Genomic DNA, 16,845 nt, shown 5'->3' on the forward strand with positions numbered 1-16,845 from the left:
ATGACAGTTCCCACGACCAGCTTCGGGCTCGATCTCGGTCCAATCGACCGGGATTGGACCATGGGCGAACTCCTCGACTGGCTCGGCGACGACGCCCGCACCCACGACCCCACCCTCCTCGGACCGCTCGCTCTCATCGAGGCCGGCGTGACCGGCACCCCGTGGCAGACCACCCCGTCCACGGTCGCCCTGACGCGTTCTCTCGCGCTGGCGTCCCGGTTCGGGGACCTCTCCCGCGTTCGAATCGCCCACTTTGTCCGAAATCCGAGCGGGATGGAGCACAGTGAGCGATTCGAAAGGAGTCAGGTGGCCTGAGCCCCGGGAGTGGTGACGATGTCGGCGCGGTCGCGGAAGCCCTCCGCCGTCACCCTGTCCAGCGCGACCTGCTTGCGGATGGCCAGCGCCTTCTCGTAGAGGCTCGGGTCGCCGTAGCTCGTGAGCACCTTCACCAGCACCGGCAGCAGCTCGATCATGAAGAACAGCGCCGCGATGAGGATGTGCGCCCACAGGATCGTGGGCTCCTTCTCGCTCAGGCGGTTGAGGCCGCTGATCTGGCTCAGCAGTCCCACCGCCCCGGCGTTGCCCTGCGCCACGGAGTCCGCCCGGGCGTTGTAAGCCGCGAGCGCTTGCTCATACGTGTCGCGCGCGGCGGGGAGCTCGTCCTGCGCCTGCTGACGGTTCTGCGACTCCGACGCCGTGGTGTTCTCCTTGGCGGCGCTTCCGGCAGCGGCGAGCTCCTCGTTGGCCGTGCGGAGCTGGGCGGCCAGTGCATCGTAGGTCTGCTGGGCCTCGGCGAGCTGGGCCTGCGCGGCCTGCGAGCTCGCCCCCTCGCCGTTCACACCGGTGCAGCCGGGAACGGTGCCGGCGCCCTCGCCGGTGAGCTCGCACTGATACAGCGTCCGCGCCTGGTCGATCACGGCCTGCTGCTCCGTGAGCTTGGCCGTCAGATCGTCGACCGTGGACTGGGCGGCCGACTCCGTGGCCGATGACGACTCGGTCCCGGCGACGATGCCCGTCGCCGCCTGGTTCTCGAGCGCCGCGACGCGCTCGGACGCCGCGTCCAGCGCCTTCTTCTCGGGCCCGGTCTCGAGTGCCTCCTGGTCGGACTGCGCCTGGACGATGTTGGTCGCGGCGACCTCCCGGGAGATGTCGTTGTGGAAGATCTGCAGCACGAGCGGCTCCGCGACGACGAACCCGATGATCGCCGCCATGATGACGCGGGGGATCGCGAGGCCGATGAGCTTCCAGACGTTGCGGGTCGACGTCATGGTCGAGGTGAGGAAGCGGTCGAGGTTGAAGATGATCAGTGCCCACACGATCGCGAGCGGGATGGCCAGCCAGACCGCCGCGCGCACCCCCGTCGTCAGGGCGAAGAGCATGGAGATCGCGCTGACCAAGGCGGTCCCGGCGAGCACGAAGAACATCTGCACGAAGCGCGGGGTCTCACCCGGGACGCGGTCGAGGATCTCCCCTTCGGCCCCGCCGAGGATCGCGAGAGCACGGAGGCGTTCGGCGGCGGTGCGCCGGCGACGCGACTTCCGGACGCGCTGCGGGCGCGCCGGACGGTCGGGGGCGGGCTCCGCGTCGACCGGGGCGTCGGGCGCCGTCACCGGCTCGGACGTCGGGTCGTCGGACGCGACGTCGGGCTGCGCGGGTGTGTCGCCGGTCGGCTCGTACTCGCGCAGGAAGTCGAGGTCATCCGTCTCGGCGTTCGGGTCGCCGTCGAGGATGATCCGACCCTGCGAGTCGAAGCGACCCGGGCGGTGGGCGGAATAGGGCATCCCGACAATCTACGAAACTCCGCCTGTGCATACCGTGGAAGACCGGGGCGAGAACCCTTCGAATCGCGCAGATCGCTCCGTCTCGGCCGGGAATGGAGCAAGGTGCGCGACTCGAAAGAGTCAGCGGGTGAGAGAGGCCGCGTAGGCGGACAGGGCGTCGTCGAGCGTGAAGTGGCCGGCCGCGGCGAGGGTGCCGAGGCCGTGCATCAGCCCCCACAGCGACACGACGTCCGCCGGGCGGTCGAGCCCCGCCGCGGCGGCCGCCTCCGCGAGCACGCCCTCGAGCGCCTCGATCAGCGGGGCCATGGTCTCGGTAGGAGACCCCGGTACGCACACGGTGGGGTCGTAGACGGCATCGAACGCGTGGGGATGCTCGACGGCGAAGCGGATGTAGGCCGATCCTCCGGCGACGAGGGCGTCGTGCGGCGTCGCGGCACCCTGGGCCGCCACACGCACCTGCCGGAGGAGGTCGGCCATGCTCCGCTCGGCCAGGGCCTTGAGCAGCCCGAGGCGATCGGAGAAGTGGTGATAGGGGGCGTTGTGGCTGACGTTCGCCGCGCGCGCCACTTCGCGGAGGCTGATCTCGGCGGCCGGTCTCGTCTCGAGCAGCCGCATCGCGGCGTCCTCGAGCGCACGCGCCAGATCACCGTGGTGGTAGCCGTCCTTCGAACTTGACATAAGCAACATTGTTTCCTATGTTGACACTGTCCAACCAGGTTGACACTGTCCAGATAGGAACCGCATGTCCGCACTCGTCATCGACGGCCACCCCGACGCCCGCTCGCTCACCGCCGCCCTCGCCCGTCGTTACGCGGACGGCCACGGCGATGCGCGCCTGCTCGCGCTGCGCGACCTCGACTTCGACCCGAACCTGCGATTCGGCTACCGGGAGCGCATGACGCTCGAGCCCGACCTCGTCGACGCGCGGCGCGCGCTCCACGAAGCCGATGCGCTCGTGGTCACCACCCCGCTGTGGTGGGGCTCGGTGCCCGCACTGCTCAAAGGGTTCTTCGACCGCACCCTCCTCCCCCAGCAGGAGTACCGCTACACGAAGCGCGGACTCCCCCAGGGGCTCCTCCCGGCGCGGCACGGCCGGCTGCTCCTGCTCGCGGACACGCCCTGGTACGCCGTGCCGTTCACCGGAATGCCCGCGCACACCCAGGTCGCCCGCAACACTCTGCGCTTCTGCGGCATCCGCGCCGTCCGCACAACGCGGATGCTGGGCGTGAAGCACGCCCGCCCTGCGACCATCACCGGATGGCTCGACCGGGCCGAGCGACTCGGCGCCGCGGATGCGGCTCGCGACCGCGCGCGTCAGGCCAGGGCAGCGGCAGCAGCCTCGTCCTCGGTCGTCGCCACGAGCTGACCGCAGGCGCCGTCGATCTCCTTGCCACGGGTGTCGCGGAGGGTCGTCGGGATGCCGGCGTCGTTCAGCCGCCGCACGAACTCGTCCGTGACGTCCTTCTCCGACGACGTCCAGATCGAACCCGGCGTCGGGTTCAGCGGGATCGGGTTCACGTGCACCCACCCGCGACCGCGCTGGTTGAGCTTCTCAGCCAGCAGGTCGGCTCGCCACGCATGGTCGTTCATGTCCTTGATGAGTGCGTACTCGATGGACACCCGACGACCGGTCTTGGCGTAGTAGTCGTAGGCCGCATCGAGCGCCTCGTCGACCTTCCACCGCGAGTTCACGGGGATGAGCTCGTCGCGAAGGTGGTCGTCGGGGGCGTGCAGCGACAGGGCGAACGTGACGGGGATGTTCTCGTCGGCGAGCTTCCGGATCGCGGGCACGAGACCCACGGTGGACACCGTGATGCCACGCGCGCTCATACCGAGACCATCGGGCTGCGGGGCGACCATGGTGCGCACCGCGTCCATGACGCGCTTGTAGTTGGCGAGCGGCTCTCCCATCCCCATGAAGACGATGTTGGAGACGCGCTCCATGCTGTGGTCGTCGCGCTTCTTGCCGCCCAGCTCACCGTTGGCGATGGCCCGGTTGGCCCGGACGATCTGCTCGATGATCTCCGCGGTGGACATGTTGCGGGTCAGTCCCGCCTGCCCGGTGGCGCAGAACGGGCAGTTCATGCCACAGCCGGCCTGGCTCGACACGCAGAGCGTGATGCGGCCGGGATAGCGCATGAGGACGGACTCGACGAGAGCACCGTCATGCAGACGCCACAGGAACTTGATGGTGTCGCCGCGGTCGGTCTCCAGTCGTCGCACCTCGGTCATGAGGGGCGGAAGCATGCCGGCGACCAGCTCGTCGCGGATACCGGCGGGGAGGTCGGTCATCTCCGCGGGGTCGGACGTGTAGTGCCGGAAGTAGTGGGTGGCGAGCTGCTTGGCACGGAAGCCGGGGAGCCCGAGTTCCTTCACCTTCTCGATGCGCTCGGCCGGGGTGAGGTCGGCGAGGTGGACCGGCGGCTTGCCGCGCTTCGGGCTCGCGAACTGCAGCAGGGGGCGCCCTTCCGCGTCCTTCTTCTGGGTCCAGCCCTCGGTCGCGGGGCGCACCTGCGGGGTACGGGTCTCGCGGATCGCCCCCGAACGGGACGACGCGGGCGCTGTCGCGGAGCGCGTCTCGGGTGTGCGGGGGTTCTCGGCCATCCCTCCAGGGTACCGGGATGCGGGTGGGAGGCGCCTGGGCACGACCCCTCTTCCCACGCCGCTCCCCGGCTACTTGTAATGACAAGTTGCGGTGCGGAAGAATGGGCCCGTCCCCTCGATCAAGGAGCAGCATGTCCGACCGTCTCGCCCGCGCCCGCACCACCGGCATCCTCGCCGTCCTCCGCGCCCCGTCGCCGGAACTGGCCCTGGAGGCCTCGGAGGCGATCATCCGCGGCGGCGTCTCCGGCATCGAGGTGACCTTCTCGACTCCGGACGCCCCGGCCGTGATCCGCGAACTCATCGCCCGTCACGGAGACGCCGCGTACATCGGCGCCGGCACCGTCACGACGTCGGAGCAGGCGACCCAGGCCGCCGACGCGGGTGCCGCGTTCCTCGTCAGCCCGGGAACCCTTCCCGATCTCACGCGCGCCATGCTCGACACCGACCGCGTCGTGATGACCGGCGCGATGACGCCGACCGAGGTCATGGGCGCACTCGAGCTCGGCGTCGACGTCGTGAAGATCTTCCCCGCCTCGCTCGGCGGCCCCGCCTACCTCGGGGCGCTGCGCGGACCGTTCCCCGACGCCCCGCTGATGCCCACGGGCGGCGTGAAGCCCGACAACCTCGCCGACTGGTTCGCGGCGGGCGCTGTCGCCGTGGGAGCCGGTGGAGACCTCGCGAACGGCACCGCCATCGCGAACGCGGACTGGGCGGACATCGAGCAGCGGGCCTCGCGGTTCGCGGCCGCCCTCGCTGCCACGCGAGGCTGAACCGCCCACCTCCGGGATCATTTGGTATACCGGATGCATGCGGATGCGACGGGTGGCGGCGGCTGTCGCGCTCGCGGGCGCGCTGCTGCTCGCCTCGGCCTGCACGGCCGCGCCGTCGCATCCCGCACCACCGACCCCGGAGGCTCCCATGACCGACGCCACATCCGACCTGCTCGCTGCGGCCGCCGCGGGCGACGCTGACGCGGTCCGCCGCGCGCTCGACGCGGGCGCCGACATCGAGGCCCGCGGCGACGGCGGCATGACTCCCCTGGTCGCGGCCACCAAGGCGAACCGCGTCGACGCGGCACGGCTCCTGATCGAGGCCGGCGCCGACGTGAACGCGAAGGACGACATCCAGGACTCCGCCTTTCTCTACGCCGGCGCCCGCGGGCATGACGAGATCCTGCGGATGACCCTGGCGCACGGGGCCGACCTTCGCAGCACGAACCGCTTCGGCGGCACGGCGCTGATCCCCGCGTCCGAACGCGGCCTGCTGCCGACGGTCGAGATCCTCCTGGAGGCGGGCGTCGATCCGGACCACATCAACAACCTCGGCTGGACCGCCCTGCACGAGGCGATCGTGCTCGGCGACGGCTCCGCCCGGTACGTCGAGGTGGTGCGCACTCTCCTCGACGGCGGCGCCGACGCGACCATCCGCGACGGCGACGGCGTGCTGCCGGTCGACCTCGCGGCCGCCCGCGGGTACGACGCCATCGTCGCCGAGCTCCGGCGGTGACAGCGCTCGATCCCTGGGCCTGGGCCGCTCTCGGCGTGGCCGCGGTCGTCATCGGGATCTCGAAGACCGCTCTTCCGGGCGGCAGCATCCTCGCGATCGCCCTGTTCGCCGCCGTGCTCCCGGCGCGGACCTCCACGGCGGCGACACTCCTGCTGCTCATGGTGGGCGACGTGTTCGCGTTGCTCGCCTATCGACGGCATGCGCACTGGCCCACGCTGCTCCGGCTCGCACCGGCGGTCGTGGCGGGACTCCTCTTCGGCTTCGCGTTCCTCGCGCTGACAGGAGACGGGGTCGTTCGCCGCGCCATCGGCGTGATCCTGCTGCTCATGATCGCCGTGACCCTGTGGCGCCGGTGGCGGCAGGCCAGGGCGGAGCAGGAGGCGGCGGCCAGGGGCGGTGCGGTGCTGGCCGGGGTCTACGGGACGCTGGGCGGCTTCACGACCATGGTGGCCAACGCGGGCGGGCCGGTGATGTCGATGTACTTCCTCGCCACCCGCACGCCCGTCCAGGTTTTCCTCGGCACCTCCGCCTGGTTCTTCGCGATCATCAACGTGATCAAAGTGCCGTTCCTCGCCGGGATCGGGCTGTTCACCGGCCCCGTGCTGCTCACCGATGCGATCCTCGCGCCGCTCGTGGTGCTCGGCGCGCTGCTCGGCCTGCGGGTGGCGCGGCGCCTGGACCAGCGGCTCTTCGACCGCATCGTGATCGTGCTGACGGTCCTCGGTGCCGTGTACCTGCTGCTCTAGCCCTTCGACGGGCTCAGCGACCTTCGACGGGCTCAGGGACCCACCCCTTCGACGGGCTCAGGGACCCACCCCTTCGACAGGCTCGGGGACCCAGCGGTGGGTCGCCGAGCCTGTCGAAGCGCGTCAGTCGAGGAAGATGTCGGGGAACAGCGCGCTGTCCGGAGTGCCGGGGACGGCGGCGTAGCCCGAGAAGTCGGTGACGCCGTTCGCCTCGAGCACATCCTCCACGATCAGCGACTGCCCCGTGTACGTGCGCGCCGGCTGGGTGAGCACGGCATAGGCGGCGTCGGCGTAGATGTCCGCCGTCCGGCTCGCGGCCATCACCTTGTCCCCGCCGAGGAGGTTCTGCACCGCGGCCGTCGCGATCGTCGTGCGCGGCCAGAGCGTGTTGGCGGCGATGCCGTCGGCCGCGAACTCCGCCGCGAGTCCGAGCGTGACCATCGTCATGCCGTACTTCGCCAGCGTGTACCCGGTGTGGGCGCCGAGCCACTTCGGGGTGGGGTTCAGCGGCGGCGAGAGCGAGAGGATGTGCGGGTTCTCGGCGTCCTTGAGGATGGGCACCGCGGCCCGGGAGAGCATGAAGGTGCCGCGGACGTTCACGTCCTGCATCAGGTCGTACTTCTTCGCGGAGAGGTCGAGCGACCGGGAGAGGTCGATGACGCTGGCGTTGTTGAGGACGATGTCGATCCCGCCGAACTCGCCCTGCGTCTTCATGACGGCCTCGGTGATGTGGTCGTCGTCCCGCACGTCGCCCACGATCGGCAGCGCCTGGCCGCCGGCGGCGCGGATCTGCTCGGCAGCGCTGTGCACGGTGCCCTCGAGCTTCGGGTGCGGGGAGTCGGTCTTGGCGAGCATCGCGATGTTCGCGCCGTCCGCGGCCGCGCGCAGGGCGATCGCGAGGCCGATCCCGCGGCTTCCGCCCGACATGAGGATGGTCTTTCCGGCGAGTGTGCTCATGGTTCTCGTTTCGAATCGCGTGATTGGCTGGATTTCCGGCTCGAATCGGGTCATTCAGGCGATTCGAACGCCGGGAGGGGTCACCGCGGGGCCATGCGGATGGCACCGTCGAGGCGGATGGTCTCGCCGTTGAGGTAGCCGTTCTCGACGATCTGCTGCACGAGGGCGGCGTACTCGTCGGGGCGTCCGAGGCGAGCGGGGAACGGCACCTGCTGGCCGAGCGAGTCCTGCGCCTCCTGCGGCAGCCCCATGAGCATCGGCGTCTCCATGATCCCGGGGGCGATGGTGCACACCCGGATGGCGTGGCGGGCGAGCTCGCGGGCGATCGGCAGGGTCATCGCGTGCACCCCGCCCTTGGAGGCCGAGTACGCCGGCTGCCCGATCTGCCCGTCGAACGCGGCGACGCTCGCCGTGTTCACGACCACGCCCCGCTCCTCGTCGTGCAGCTCGTTCGCGGCGATGACGGCGGCGGCCTGGGAGATCACGTTGAACGTGCCGACGAGGTTGATCCGGACGATCCGCTCGAAGTCGGCGAGGACGGCGGGGGTGCCGTCCCGGTCGAGCACCTTGGCGGGCGGGGCGATGCCGGCGCAGTTCACGACGACCCGTAGCGGTGCGGCGGCCTGTGCGGCGGCGACGGCGGCCTTGACCTCGTCGACGCTCGTCACGTCGGCGGGGACGAAGAGACCGCCGAGCTCCGCCGCGACCTCCTCCCCCTTCGACGAGGCGAGGTCGATGATGGTGACGTGCGCGCCCGCGGCCGTGAGCCGACGGGCGGTCGCGAGTCCGAGTCCGGAGGCGCCCCCGGTGACGAGGGCCCCCTGTCCGCTGATCTGCATCTGATGTTCTCCTTCGAACGTCGTCGTGCGACATGCATGGAACGCAGTCCCAGCCTATGCGGTTCTTGGTGTCACCGCAGGCCTGCCGCGTCGCCCCCGAGCCTACGACACCGGCGTTCCGGCAGGATGGACGGGTGAGCATCCCCGCAGCGTCCGTCGAGGTCCCCGCCCGGGTGCGCGAACTCGCCGCCGGGGCCGCACTGACCCCCGCGTGGCGCAACGCGCTCGGCGGCCTGACCTTCCGCACCGATGACGGCCGCTACATCAAATGGGGTCCCCTCGATCCCGAGGCGAACATGCGTGACGAGGCCGAGCGGATGCGCTGGGCCCGCACCTGGACCACCGTGCCCGAGGTGATCTCCCAGGGCCAGGACGAGGCGTACGAGTGGCTCGTGACGACAGCCCTCCCCGGCAGCAGTGCGGTGGATCCGCGCTGGGCGTCGTCTCCGGAGACCGCCGTGCGCGCGGTCGGGGTCGGTCTGCGCCTCCTGCACGACGCCCTCCCCGTCGCGGAGTGCCCGTGGACGTGGAGCCCGGCGGAGCGCATCGCGAACGCCGCCGCCCGCGGCACGACGGTGCCGACGGACCTGCTCGAGCCGCCGTCGATCGACCGGCTCGTGGTCTGCCACGGCGACGCGTGCCTCCCCAACACCCTGCTCGACGACGACGGCCGTCCGGTCGCCCACGTCGACCTCGCCGCGCTCGGGGTCGCCGACCGGTGGGCCGACATCGCGGTGGCCGCCATGAGCACGCTGTGGAACTTCGGTCCCGGGTGGGAGGACACGCTCATCGCGGCCTACGGCGTCGACCCCGACCGCCCGAGGCTGGAGTACTACCGACGGCTCTGGAACGAGTCCTGAGCCGGGCTCACGCCTCCGGGTGGGCGTCGCTGAGGAGGCTCCCGTCGGCCGGGCGCCGGTCCCACGACGGTTTCCGCAGCGCGTAGAACAGCAACGGCGGAGCGCCGAGCACGACGATCACGACACCGACGATCCACGGGTACGCGGCGGCCGGGAACGCGGTGAAGCCGTCGGGCGGGATGAAGGCGAGCAGGAACGCCGCGAGGCAGGCGAAGAACCCGACGCCGGCGACGAACGGGAGAGCCTTCACCCGGTAGGCACGGGGGACGTCCGGCGCCTTCCGCCGCAGCACCATCGCCGAGGCGAACATGAGCATGTACATGATGAGGTACAGCGCGGCGGCCATGTCGATGAGCGCCACGAAGGCGGCGCTGACGTTGGGCACGATGATGAAGATCGCCGCGAGGATCGTGACGATGGTTCCCTGGAGCATCAGGATGCCGGACTGCACACCGGCCTTGTTCCGCTTCTGCAGCAGCGGCGGGAGCAGTCCCGTCTCCGCGGCCGCCAGCACGCCCTTGGAGGGACCGGCGACCCAGGTCACGACCGAGGCGAGGGCACCGGCGGCGATGAGGGCCGAGACGACGGCGGTCGCCCACCCCATGTCCCAGTGGTCGAAGTACTCCCCGAACGCGAGCATGATGCCGTTGGTGAGCCCGAGCTCCTTCTTCGGCACCGCGACCGCGATCGCGATGGTGGGCAGGATGAAGACGAGCAGGATGAGGCCGGCGGCGAGGAACACCGAGCGCGGGTAGCCCTTGCCGGGATCCTTCATCTGATTCACGTGGACCGCGTTCACCTCCATACCGGCGTAGGCGAGCACGTTCGAGACGATCAGCACGATGGACGCGAGACCCGTGAACGGCGGGATCACCGCCGAAGCCTCCAGCGGTACCTGGCTCTTCTCCCCGCTGAAGACCCACACCGCCCCGAACACGATGAGCAGCACCGCCGGGAACAGCGTGCCGATGATGCCACCCCACGAGCCCAGCTTGGCGAAGAGGTCGCCGCCGCGGAGCGTGACGAGCGTGGCGCCCCAGTAGCAGACGATGATGATGACGGCCGTGAAGAAGCCGGAGCTGGACAGCGAGGGGTCGAGGAAGACGAAGGCGAGGGCGCCGGCCACGAACGCGAGCTGCGTGGGGAACCAGACGACGTTCTGGATCCACTGCAGCCACACCGCGGTGAACCCCCAGCGGTTGCCGAGGGCCTCCCGCACCCAGACGTACACCCCGCCCTTCCACCCCGTCGCCAGCTCCGCGGCGACGAGGGCGGTGGGGACGAGGAACAGCACCGCGGGGATGAGGTACAGCGTGATGCTGCCGAGGCCGTAGATCGCCATCGCGGGCAGCGACCGCAGACTCGCCACGACGACGAGGGTGAGCAGGGCGAGCTGGCCGATGCCGAGGACGGCGACGGCGGGACGGGAGACGCGCGGCGTGGACGCGGCGCCGGTCGGACCGGACTGCGGAGCGGACATCTCGGCCCCCTAGTGGTGGAACGCCGAGTCGGGGTGGTCGGACGGCATGGGGGCCGTGAGCGCGTCGAGGTGGGCCACCTCGGCGGTGATGGCGTCGAGCAGTTCGGCGGCCAGGTCCATGCTGAGCCCGTTGCGCACGACGATGCGCTGCACTGTGAGGTCCTCCAGATCGGCGGGCATCGGGTACGCGGGGACGAGCCAGCCGCGCATCCGGAGCCGATCCTGCAGGTGGTAGAGCGTCCACTTGTCGGTGTGCCCGTCCTTCAGGCGCCAGGCGAACACCGGGATGTCGCTGCCGTCGTTCCACAACTCGAACGCGTCGAGCTTCGCGATGCCCGCGGAGAGGAACTTCGCCACGTCCTGCGAGGCCTGCTGCACCGCGCGGTAGCCCTCGAACCCGAGGCGGAGGAACAGGTAGTACTGCAGCAGCACCTGAGCACCGGGGCGGGAGAAGTTCAGGGCGAAGGTAGGCATCTCCCCGCCGAGGTAGCTCACCTGGAAGATGAGATCCTCCGGCAGCCACTGCGCGTCGCGCCAGACCACCCAGCCGAGGCCGGGGTAGACGAGACCGTACTTGTGCCCGGACGTGCTGATCGAGTGCACACGCTCCAGCCGGAAGTCCCACACGAGGTCCGGCTGGAGGAACGGAGCGATCATGGCACCGGAGGCGCCGTCCACGTGGATCGGGATGTCGAGGCCGGTCTTCTCCTGGATCGCGTCGAGCGCCGCGGCGATCTCCGCCACCGGCTCGTACATGCCGGTGTAGGTGACGCCCATGATGGCGACGACCCCGATGGTGTTCTCGTCCACGTACTTCTCGAGATCGTGGCCGTCGAGCGTCTTGTGCTCCTCGCTGATGGGCACGTAGCGCGGCTCGACGTCGAAGTAGTTGCAGAACTTCTCCCAGCACACCTGCACCGCGCTCGACATCACGAGGTTCGGCGTGGAGGCGTCCTTCCCGGCGGCACGTCGTGCCTGCTGCCAGCGCCGCTTGAACGCCAGGCCGCCGAGCATGCACGCCTCGGAGGAGCCGATCGTCGACGTGCCGATGCTGCGCGCCGCATCCGGGGCCTTCCACAGGTTCGCGAGCATGTGCCAGCAGTTGTCCTCGATGGCGGCGGTCTGCGGATACTCGTCCTTGTCGATCATGTTCTTGTCGAAGGAGGCCATGTAGACCTGCTTCGCCTCGTCGTCCATCCAGGTGCTGACGAAGGTCGCGAGGTTGAGGCGTGCGTTGCCGTCGAGGATCGTCTCGTCTTCGACGATCTGCTTCGCCGTCGCGGGGAGCGACTCGGTGTCGGGGATGACGTGTCGTGGTGCGACGGTGGCCTCGCCCGGCCGCGTGAAGAGCGGCTGGTCGTCGGCGGAGGAGATGCTCATGGGACGTCCCTTTCGGTCGGTGTCGATTGGCACTGTCTCCTGCGGACGCTAGCCCCGCCTCCGACCGACCTCCAGGGACCCTCGTCCGAAACGGGTGAGGGTCAGGACGGCCCGAGGATGAAGTTCCAGGCGCCGGTCGCGACCGCGGCGGCGATCGCCGTCGCGGAGATCGCCGCCCCCACGGCGAGCAGGATCCACTCGGACGCACCGAAGCGGGACTCGCGCGCCCAGGTGCGACGACCGGGGGCGCCGAAGCCCCGCGCCTCCATCGCTGTCGCGAGCTTCGCGCCCCGGCGGATCGACAGCACGAGCAGGGCGAAGGCCATGCCGAGGAAGCGCCGGATGCGCCCGCGGTCGGCCACGCCGCGCGCGCGACGTGCGAGTTCGAGAGCACGCCAGTCGTCGAGGAACAGTCCCACCATGCGCAGGCCGGCGAGCGCGCCGAGGACGAATCGGGCCGGAAGCCGCAGGATCTGCCCGAGGCCGTCGGCGAGATCCGTGGGATCCACCGTGATGAACAGGACCACGGAGGGCAGGGCGATCGCGAGCACGCGCAGCATCGTGGCGACGGCGAGCGCGAGCGACCCCTCGCTGATGCGCAGCACGAACCAGTCGACGTAGACGGTGCCGCTCGTCTCGCCGTAGAGGGCGATGGTGAGACCGGTCAGCGGCGCCGCGAGCCAGACCGGCCACGTGCGCACCCAGAACTCCCGCCAGCCGATGCCCGCGAAGAGGAACAGCACCGCTTCGAGTGCCAGGGCGACGGCCGCCGACACCGGGTCGAGCGTGAGGACCAGCGGCACGGCGATGAGCGCGCTCACCCCCAGCTTGGCGACCGGATTGATGCGGGCGACGACGCCGGTGCGGGTGGGGGCGGGGGCGAGCGCCGTCATGCCGGTGCCCCCAGGACGAACCGGGTGGCGTGCAGAGCGCGCGCCACATCGAGATCGTGGGTGATGGTGACGATCGCCGATCCCTCGTCCCGGAGGGTGGCGAGCATCGCCACGAGCTCGGCCCAGGTCCGGGCGTCCTGGCCGAAGGTCGGCTCGTCGAGGATCAGCACCCGGGGTCTCGTGGCGATCGCGGCCGCGACCGTCAGGCGGCGCTTCTCCCCGCCCGAGAGCGTGTAGGGATTCGCCGCACCCAGGTGCGCGAGCCGCAGGCGGGTGAGCAGCTCGTCGACGCGGGCAGACACCTCGTCATCGGGGACGCCCAGGGCGCGGGGACCGACCGCGAGCTCGTCGCGCACGGTCTGGGCGAGGAGCTGGTGCTCCGGTTCCTGGAACACCATCCCGATCCGTGTGAGGAGCTCGCGAGACGCCCACCGGATCGGAGACGGATTGGCCCCCTGCGCGAGTGACGGCGCCGCGATCACGGCTCCCCCTGCGGGAGGGAGGAGCCCCGCGAGGGTCAGGGCCAGCGTGGACTTGCCCGCGCCGTTCGGCCCGGTGATCGCGAGGGCCTCGCCGGCACGCACGTCCAGGTCGATGTCGTGCGCCACCGGACGCCCCTTCACCCGTGCGACAGCCAGCCCGTGCGCCGAGAGCAGCACGTCCCCGGGCGCCGCGCGTGGTGCGGGGGGCTCGGCCGGCGGGCGGCCGGGTACCCACACGCCGTCCGCCGCCAGGCGCTCCCCCTCCGTGCCGAGCACCTCCGCGGGAGTGCCGTCCGCGACGACCCCGCCGGCGCCGAGCACGATGACCCGCGTGAGGAGGGGCAGCCACACCTCGAGGCGATGCTCCACGACCACGAGGGTGGCGGGACGCGCGGCGAGCATCCGCTCCACCGTATCCCTCACCTCGCGCACGCCCTCGGGATCGAGATTCGCCGTCGGCTCGTCCAGCAGCACGAGTCCGGGGCGCATCGCGAGCATGCCGGCCAGGGCGAGGCGCTGCTTCTGGCCGCCCGAGAGCGCCGCGGTCGGATGGTCGAGCGGCACGTCGAGGCCGACGGCCGCCATGGCCGCCTCGACACGAGGCCAGATCTCCGCCCGCGGCACCCCGAGGTTCTCACAGCCGAAGGCCACATCGTCGCCGGCGCGGGCGAGGATCACCTGCGAGTCGGGATCCTGGAGGACGAGCCCGGCCCGACCGCGGGTGGCCACGGCGGGGCCGCCGTCGATGAGCAGCTCCCCCTCGCTCTCCCCCTCCTCCTCGCCGCCGAGCACACCGGCGAGGCCGTGCAGCAGTGTGGATTTGCCCGCGCCAGAGGCCCCGAGCACGAGAACCCGCTCGCCGGGCTCGACGCGGAACGAGACATCGCGCAGCGCCCAGGCGAGGCGACTCGCGTGTCGCCACCCCCACCCCCGGGCCTCGACGCCGGCGGGAGCGACCTGCTCGGACGACATCAGACGCGCACGCGCGCCTCGCGCCCGGAGCCGAAACGGTCGAGAGCCCCCGTCGCCGCGATGCCGCGCGCGAGCACCCAGGACAGCGCACCGGCGATGACCGCCCCGGAGATCACGGTGCTCACGAGATAGATCGCGGTGAAGGCGGGACCGGAGCCGGCGTACCAGAGGACGAGGTTGTTGATGCCGCCCGCGAGCGCAGCGCCGGCACCGGCGAGGATCGCGACGGGCAGCGACCAGCGGCGGTAGAAGAACAGCAGGAAGATCAGCTCGGCACCGAGTCCCTGCACGAGGCCTGCCTCGAGCGTGAGGAAGCCGCCCCACTGGTTGCCGATGAGCGCCGAGACGACGGCGGCCAGCAGCTCGACGTAGATCGCGGCGCCCGCCTTGCGGATGATGAGCCCGCCGAGCACGCCCGCGAAGAGCCACGGGCCGTCGAGGAGCCCTTGGAGGCCGGGAAGCAACGGCTCGAGCAGGGCCTTCGGCCCCAGGTATCCGACGTTCCAGGCCAGGAAGATCAGACCGGCGGCGACGCCGAGGACGCTGGCGACGACGATGTCGACGACGCGCCAGCGCAGATAGCCGCGCGCCGGAACGGCCGTGCTCTTCGCAGACGCGGATGCGGACGTGGACGTACTCATGTGAACTCCTCCCTGCGCTGGCATGACCCAGATCAGGTTCGACGGTCGAAGCGCGATTCGCTCCCTCTCAGCCCGGCTCGCCGGACTCCCGTGGTTGTGCTGTCGATCCTACCCCGTTCCGCCCGCGCGTCCCGAGCCGCGCACGGCGGATTCCGGGCGGTATTCGGTACCGTAAGCGAGTGACCGCTTCCGATCCCCCTGAAGAGGCGTCCGGCGGCGTCGACGTCGACGCGCGGCCCGAAGACTCCGCACCCGTGTCCGCCGAGCCCGCGCTCGACCCTCCGGTCACGGAAGCGGTGTCGTGGGCCGATGCGTCGGCTCCGGCGACCGCGCTGACCTGGGTGGACCCGTCGCTCGTCGCCGCGGAGTCGTCGACGCCCGAGTTCGACGCCTCGGCCGGCACGGAGGACGAGACGGGATTGCTGCGCGACGCGAAACTGCGACCCGCGATCGCCGGCCCCGGACTGCTCGTCCCGCTCGGTGTGCTCGTCGGCCTCGTCGCCTCCTACGCCGGCACCACGCTGCTCTGGCCGCTGCACGAGGTCGCCCCGACCGTCCAGGCCGTCGAGTTCACCCCGGTCGCCGCCCCCACCGCCGCGCTCGCCTGGCCCGCGGTCGGCGACGGCGCTGTCGGGATCGCCGGGATGACGACCGCGGCGTCCACCACCGCTCCGGTGAGCATCGCGAGCATCACGAAGGTCGTCAGCAGCCTCATGGTGCTGGATCGTCTGCCGCTGGCCCCCGGGGAGCAGGGTCCGGAGTTCGCCTTCTCGTACGCCGACAGCATCCGCTACTGGGACTACCGGATCGCCAATCAGTCCGCACTCGATGTCCCCGTGGGTGGAGTGCTGACCGAGTACCAGCTTCTCCAGGGCACCCTGCTCGGCTCGGCCAACAACTACATCGACCGGCTGGCGTCGGAGATCTGGGGGTCCGACGGGGAGTTCGCGGCCGCGGCCGAGGTCTGGCTCGGCGAACGCGGGCTCTCCGGCATCACGGTGGTGACGCCGTCGGGATTCGATGAACGCAACGTCGCCACCCCCGAGGCCCTCGTGGCCCTGGGCGAGATGGCCATGCGCAACCCGGTGTTCGCCGAGATCGTGGGAACCCGGTCTGTCGACCTGCCCGGGGCAGGCAAGGTCGAGAACACGAACGGGATGCTCGCCGATCCGGGTGTCGTCGGCATCAAGACGGGCACCCTCGTCGGGTGGAATCTGCTGACCGCCAAGGACGTCGCCGTCGGCGACTCGACGGTCCGGCTCTACGCCGCGGCGCTGAACCAGGAGGACGACGAGGCGCGTCTCGCCCTCACCCGTGCGCTGTTCGCCCAGACGGAGGCGGCGTTGCAGGCCCAGGGCCCGGCCGTCCCGGCGGGCACGGTGGTCGGGCGCGTGGTCACCGCCTGGGGTGAGCGCGTCGACGTGGTCGCGGGCGAGGACGCCGACGTCGTGCTGTGGAACGGGGCGAGCGCGACCGCATCGACGGTGTTCGACCTCGGGGAGGAACGGGAGGCGGACGGGACGGTCGGCACCCTGACCACGACCGGCCCTGTCGACAGCACGGAGACCGCGCTCGTCCTCGACGAGGACCTGGACGGTCCGAGCCCGTGGTGGCGGCTCACCCACCCGCTCGAGCTCTTCGGCATCTCCGGGGACGACTGAGTCCTGACGACGATGCCCCACTCCGGATCCGGAGTGGGGCATC

General features: G+C 70.9%; 17 protein-coding genes and 1 riboswitch. Of the genes, 7 read left to right on the plus strand and 10 right to left on the minus strand.

Annotated elements, in window-relative coordinates:
- Complete coding sequence (locus AB0310_RS08410) at window positions 1-315, plus strand: hypothetical protein (protein ID WP_366237007.1); 315 nt, start codon at window positions 1-3, stop codon at window positions 313-315.
- Here AB0310_RS08410 and AB0310_RS08415 read toward each other — a convergent pair.
- Both AB0310_RS08415 and AB0310_RS08420 read right to left on the minus strand, forming a co-directional pair.
- On the minus strand, window positions 303-1,781 hold the full coding sequence (locus tag AB0310_RS08415) for a DUF4407 domain-containing protein (protein WP_366237008.1): 1,479 nt from the start codon (window positions 1,779-1,781) through the stop codon (window positions 303-305). The two genes, AB0310_RS08410 and AB0310_RS08415, sit on opposite strands and share 13 nt — an antisense overlap.
- 120 nt (window positions 1,782-1,901) lie before the next feature.
- The gene (locus tag AB0310_RS08420) at window positions 1,902-2,459 is read right to left on the minus strand and encodes a TetR/AcrR family transcriptional regulator (RefSeq protein ID WP_187662542.1); all 558 of its coding nucleotides are present in this window, start codon (window positions 2,457-2,459) and stop codon (window positions 1,902-1,904) included.
- 64 nt (window positions 2,460-2,523) lie between these two features.
- On the opposite strand from AB0310_RS08420, the gene AB0310_RS08425 reads away from it, so the two are divergent.
- Window positions 2,524-3,147 (plus strand): NAD(P)H-dependent oxidoreductase, encoded by a 624-nt coding sequence (locus tag AB0310_RS08425; RefSeq protein WP_187662543.1) that lies wholly within the window; start codon window positions 2,524-2,526, stop codon window positions 3,145-3,147.
- On the opposite strand, the gene rlmN is transcribed toward AB0310_RS08425, so the two are convergent.
- Window positions 3,096-4,385: a dual-specificity RNA methyltransferase RlmN gene (gene rlmN, locus AB0310_RS08430; protein ID WP_232089110.1), complete on the minus strand. Its 1,290-nt coding sequence runs from the start codon at window positions 4,383-4,385 to the stop codon at window positions 3,096-3,098. The two genes, AB0310_RS08425 and rlmN, sit on opposite strands and share 52 nt — an antisense overlap.
- A 131-nt stretch (window positions 4,386-4,516) precedes the next feature.
- Between rlmN and AB0310_RS08435 the strand changes: the two genes are divergently transcribed.
- Genes AB0310_RS08435 through AB0310_RS08445 form a run of 3 tightly spaced genes read left to right on the plus strand, consistent with a single transcriptional unit; the run spans window position 4,517 to window position 6,637 of the window.
- Window positions 4,517-5,155: a bifunctional 4-hydroxy-2-oxoglutarate aldolase/2-dehydro-3-deoxy-phosphogluconate aldolase gene (locus AB0310_RS08435; RefSeq protein WP_187662544.1), complete on the plus strand. Its 639-nt coding sequence runs from the start codon at window positions 4,517-4,519 to the stop codon at window positions 5,153-5,155.
- Window positions 5,156-5,192: 37 nt separating this feature from the next.
- The gene (locus AB0310_RS08440; protein ID WP_280569441.1) at window positions 5,193-5,891 is read left to right on the plus strand and encodes an ankyrin repeat domain-containing protein; all 699 of its coding nucleotides are present in this window, start codon (window positions 5,193-5,195) and stop codon (window positions 5,889-5,891) included.
- Window positions 5,888-6,637, plus strand: coding sequence for a sulfite exporter TauE/SafE family protein (locus AB0310_RS08445; protein WP_187662546.1), 750 nt, complete (start codon window positions 5,888-5,890; stop codon window positions 6,635-6,637). The genes AB0310_RS08440 and AB0310_RS08445 overlap by 4 nt, the downstream gene beginning before the upstream one ends.
- Window positions 6,638-6,760: 123 nt before the next feature.
- Here AB0310_RS08445 and AB0310_RS08450 read toward each other — a convergent pair whose 3' ends face one another.
- The gene (locus AB0310_RS08450; RefSeq protein WP_025104853.1) at window positions 6,761-7,594 is read right to left on the minus strand and encodes an SDR family oxidoreductase; all 834 of its coding nucleotides are present in this window, start codon (window positions 7,592-7,594) and stop codon (window positions 6,761-6,763) included.
- Between the two features lie 80 nt (window positions 7,595-7,674).
- On the minus strand, window positions 7,675-8,433 hold the full coding sequence (locus AB0310_RS08455; RefSeq protein ID WP_187662547.1) for an SDR family NAD(P)-dependent oxidoreductase: 759 nt from the start codon (window positions 8,431-8,433) through the stop codon (window positions 7,675-7,677).
- A 134-nt stretch (window positions 8,434-8,567) separates the two neighbouring features.
- Between AB0310_RS08455 and AB0310_RS08460 the strand changes: the two genes are divergently transcribed.
- The gene (locus AB0310_RS08460; RefSeq protein WP_280569446.1) at window positions 8,568-9,293 is read left to right on the plus strand and encodes an aminoglycoside 3'-phosphotransferase; all 726 of its coding nucleotides are present in this window, start codon (window positions 8,568-8,570) and stop codon (window positions 9,291-9,293) included.
- Between the two features lie 7 nt (window positions 9,294-9,300).
- On the opposite strand, the gene gadC is transcribed toward AB0310_RS08460, so the two are convergent.
- From gadC to AB0310_RS08485, 5 genes are all read right to left on the minus strand, one after another.
- Window positions 9,301-10,773 (minus strand): glutamate/gamma-aminobutyrate antiporter GadC, encoded by a 1,473-nt coding sequence (gadC, locus tag AB0310_RS08465; protein WP_280571617.1) that lies wholly within the window; start codon window positions 10,771-10,773, stop codon window positions 9,301-9,303.
- Window positions 10,774-10,782: 9 nt separating this feature from the next.
- Complete coding sequence (gene gad, locus AB0310_RS08470; RefSeq protein WP_187662549.1) at window positions 10,783-12,153, minus strand: glutamate decarboxylase; 1,371 nt, start codon at window positions 12,151-12,153, stop codon at window positions 10,783-10,785.
- A 101-nt stretch (window positions 12,154-12,254) separates the two neighbouring features.
- Complete coding sequence (locus AB0310_RS08475; protein WP_268777019.1) at window positions 12,255-13,046, minus strand: energy-coupling factor transporter transmembrane component T family protein; 792 nt, start codon at window positions 13,044-13,046, stop codon at window positions 12,255-12,257.
- A complete protein-coding gene (locus AB0310_RS08480; RefSeq protein ID WP_366237009.1) occupies window positions 13,043-14,500 on the minus strand; it encodes an ABC transporter ATP-binding protein in 1,458 nt (485 codons plus the stop codon). The genes AB0310_RS08475 and AB0310_RS08480 overlap by 4 nt, the downstream gene beginning before the upstream one ends.
- Complete coding sequence (locus AB0310_RS08485; RefSeq protein ID WP_187662552.1) at window positions 14,500-15,141, minus strand: ECF transporter S component; 642 nt, start codon at window positions 15,139-15,141, stop codon at window positions 14,500-14,502. Before AB0310_RS08485 ends, AB0310_RS08480 begins: the two co-directional genes overlap by 1 nt.
- Window positions 15,132-15,243: riboswitch (TPP riboswitch) on the minus strand. Its footprint overlaps the gene before it by 10 nt.
- 77 nt (window positions 15,244-15,320) lie before the next feature.
- Between AB0310_RS08485 and AB0310_RS08490 the strand changes: the two genes are divergently transcribed.
- The gene (locus AB0310_RS08490; RefSeq protein WP_366237010.1) at window positions 15,321-16,802 is read left to right on the plus strand and encodes a D-alanyl-D-alanine carboxypeptidase family protein; all 1,482 of its coding nucleotides are present in this window, start codon (window positions 15,321-15,323) and stop codon (window positions 16,800-16,802) included.
- Window positions 16,803-16,845 lie beyond the last annotated feature (43 nt).

Source organism: Microbacterium meiriae, assembly GCF_040702565.1.
GTDB classification, from domain to species: domain Bacteria; phylum Actinomycetota; class Actinomycetes; order Actinomycetales; family Microbacteriaceae; genus Microbacterium; species Microbacterium meiriae.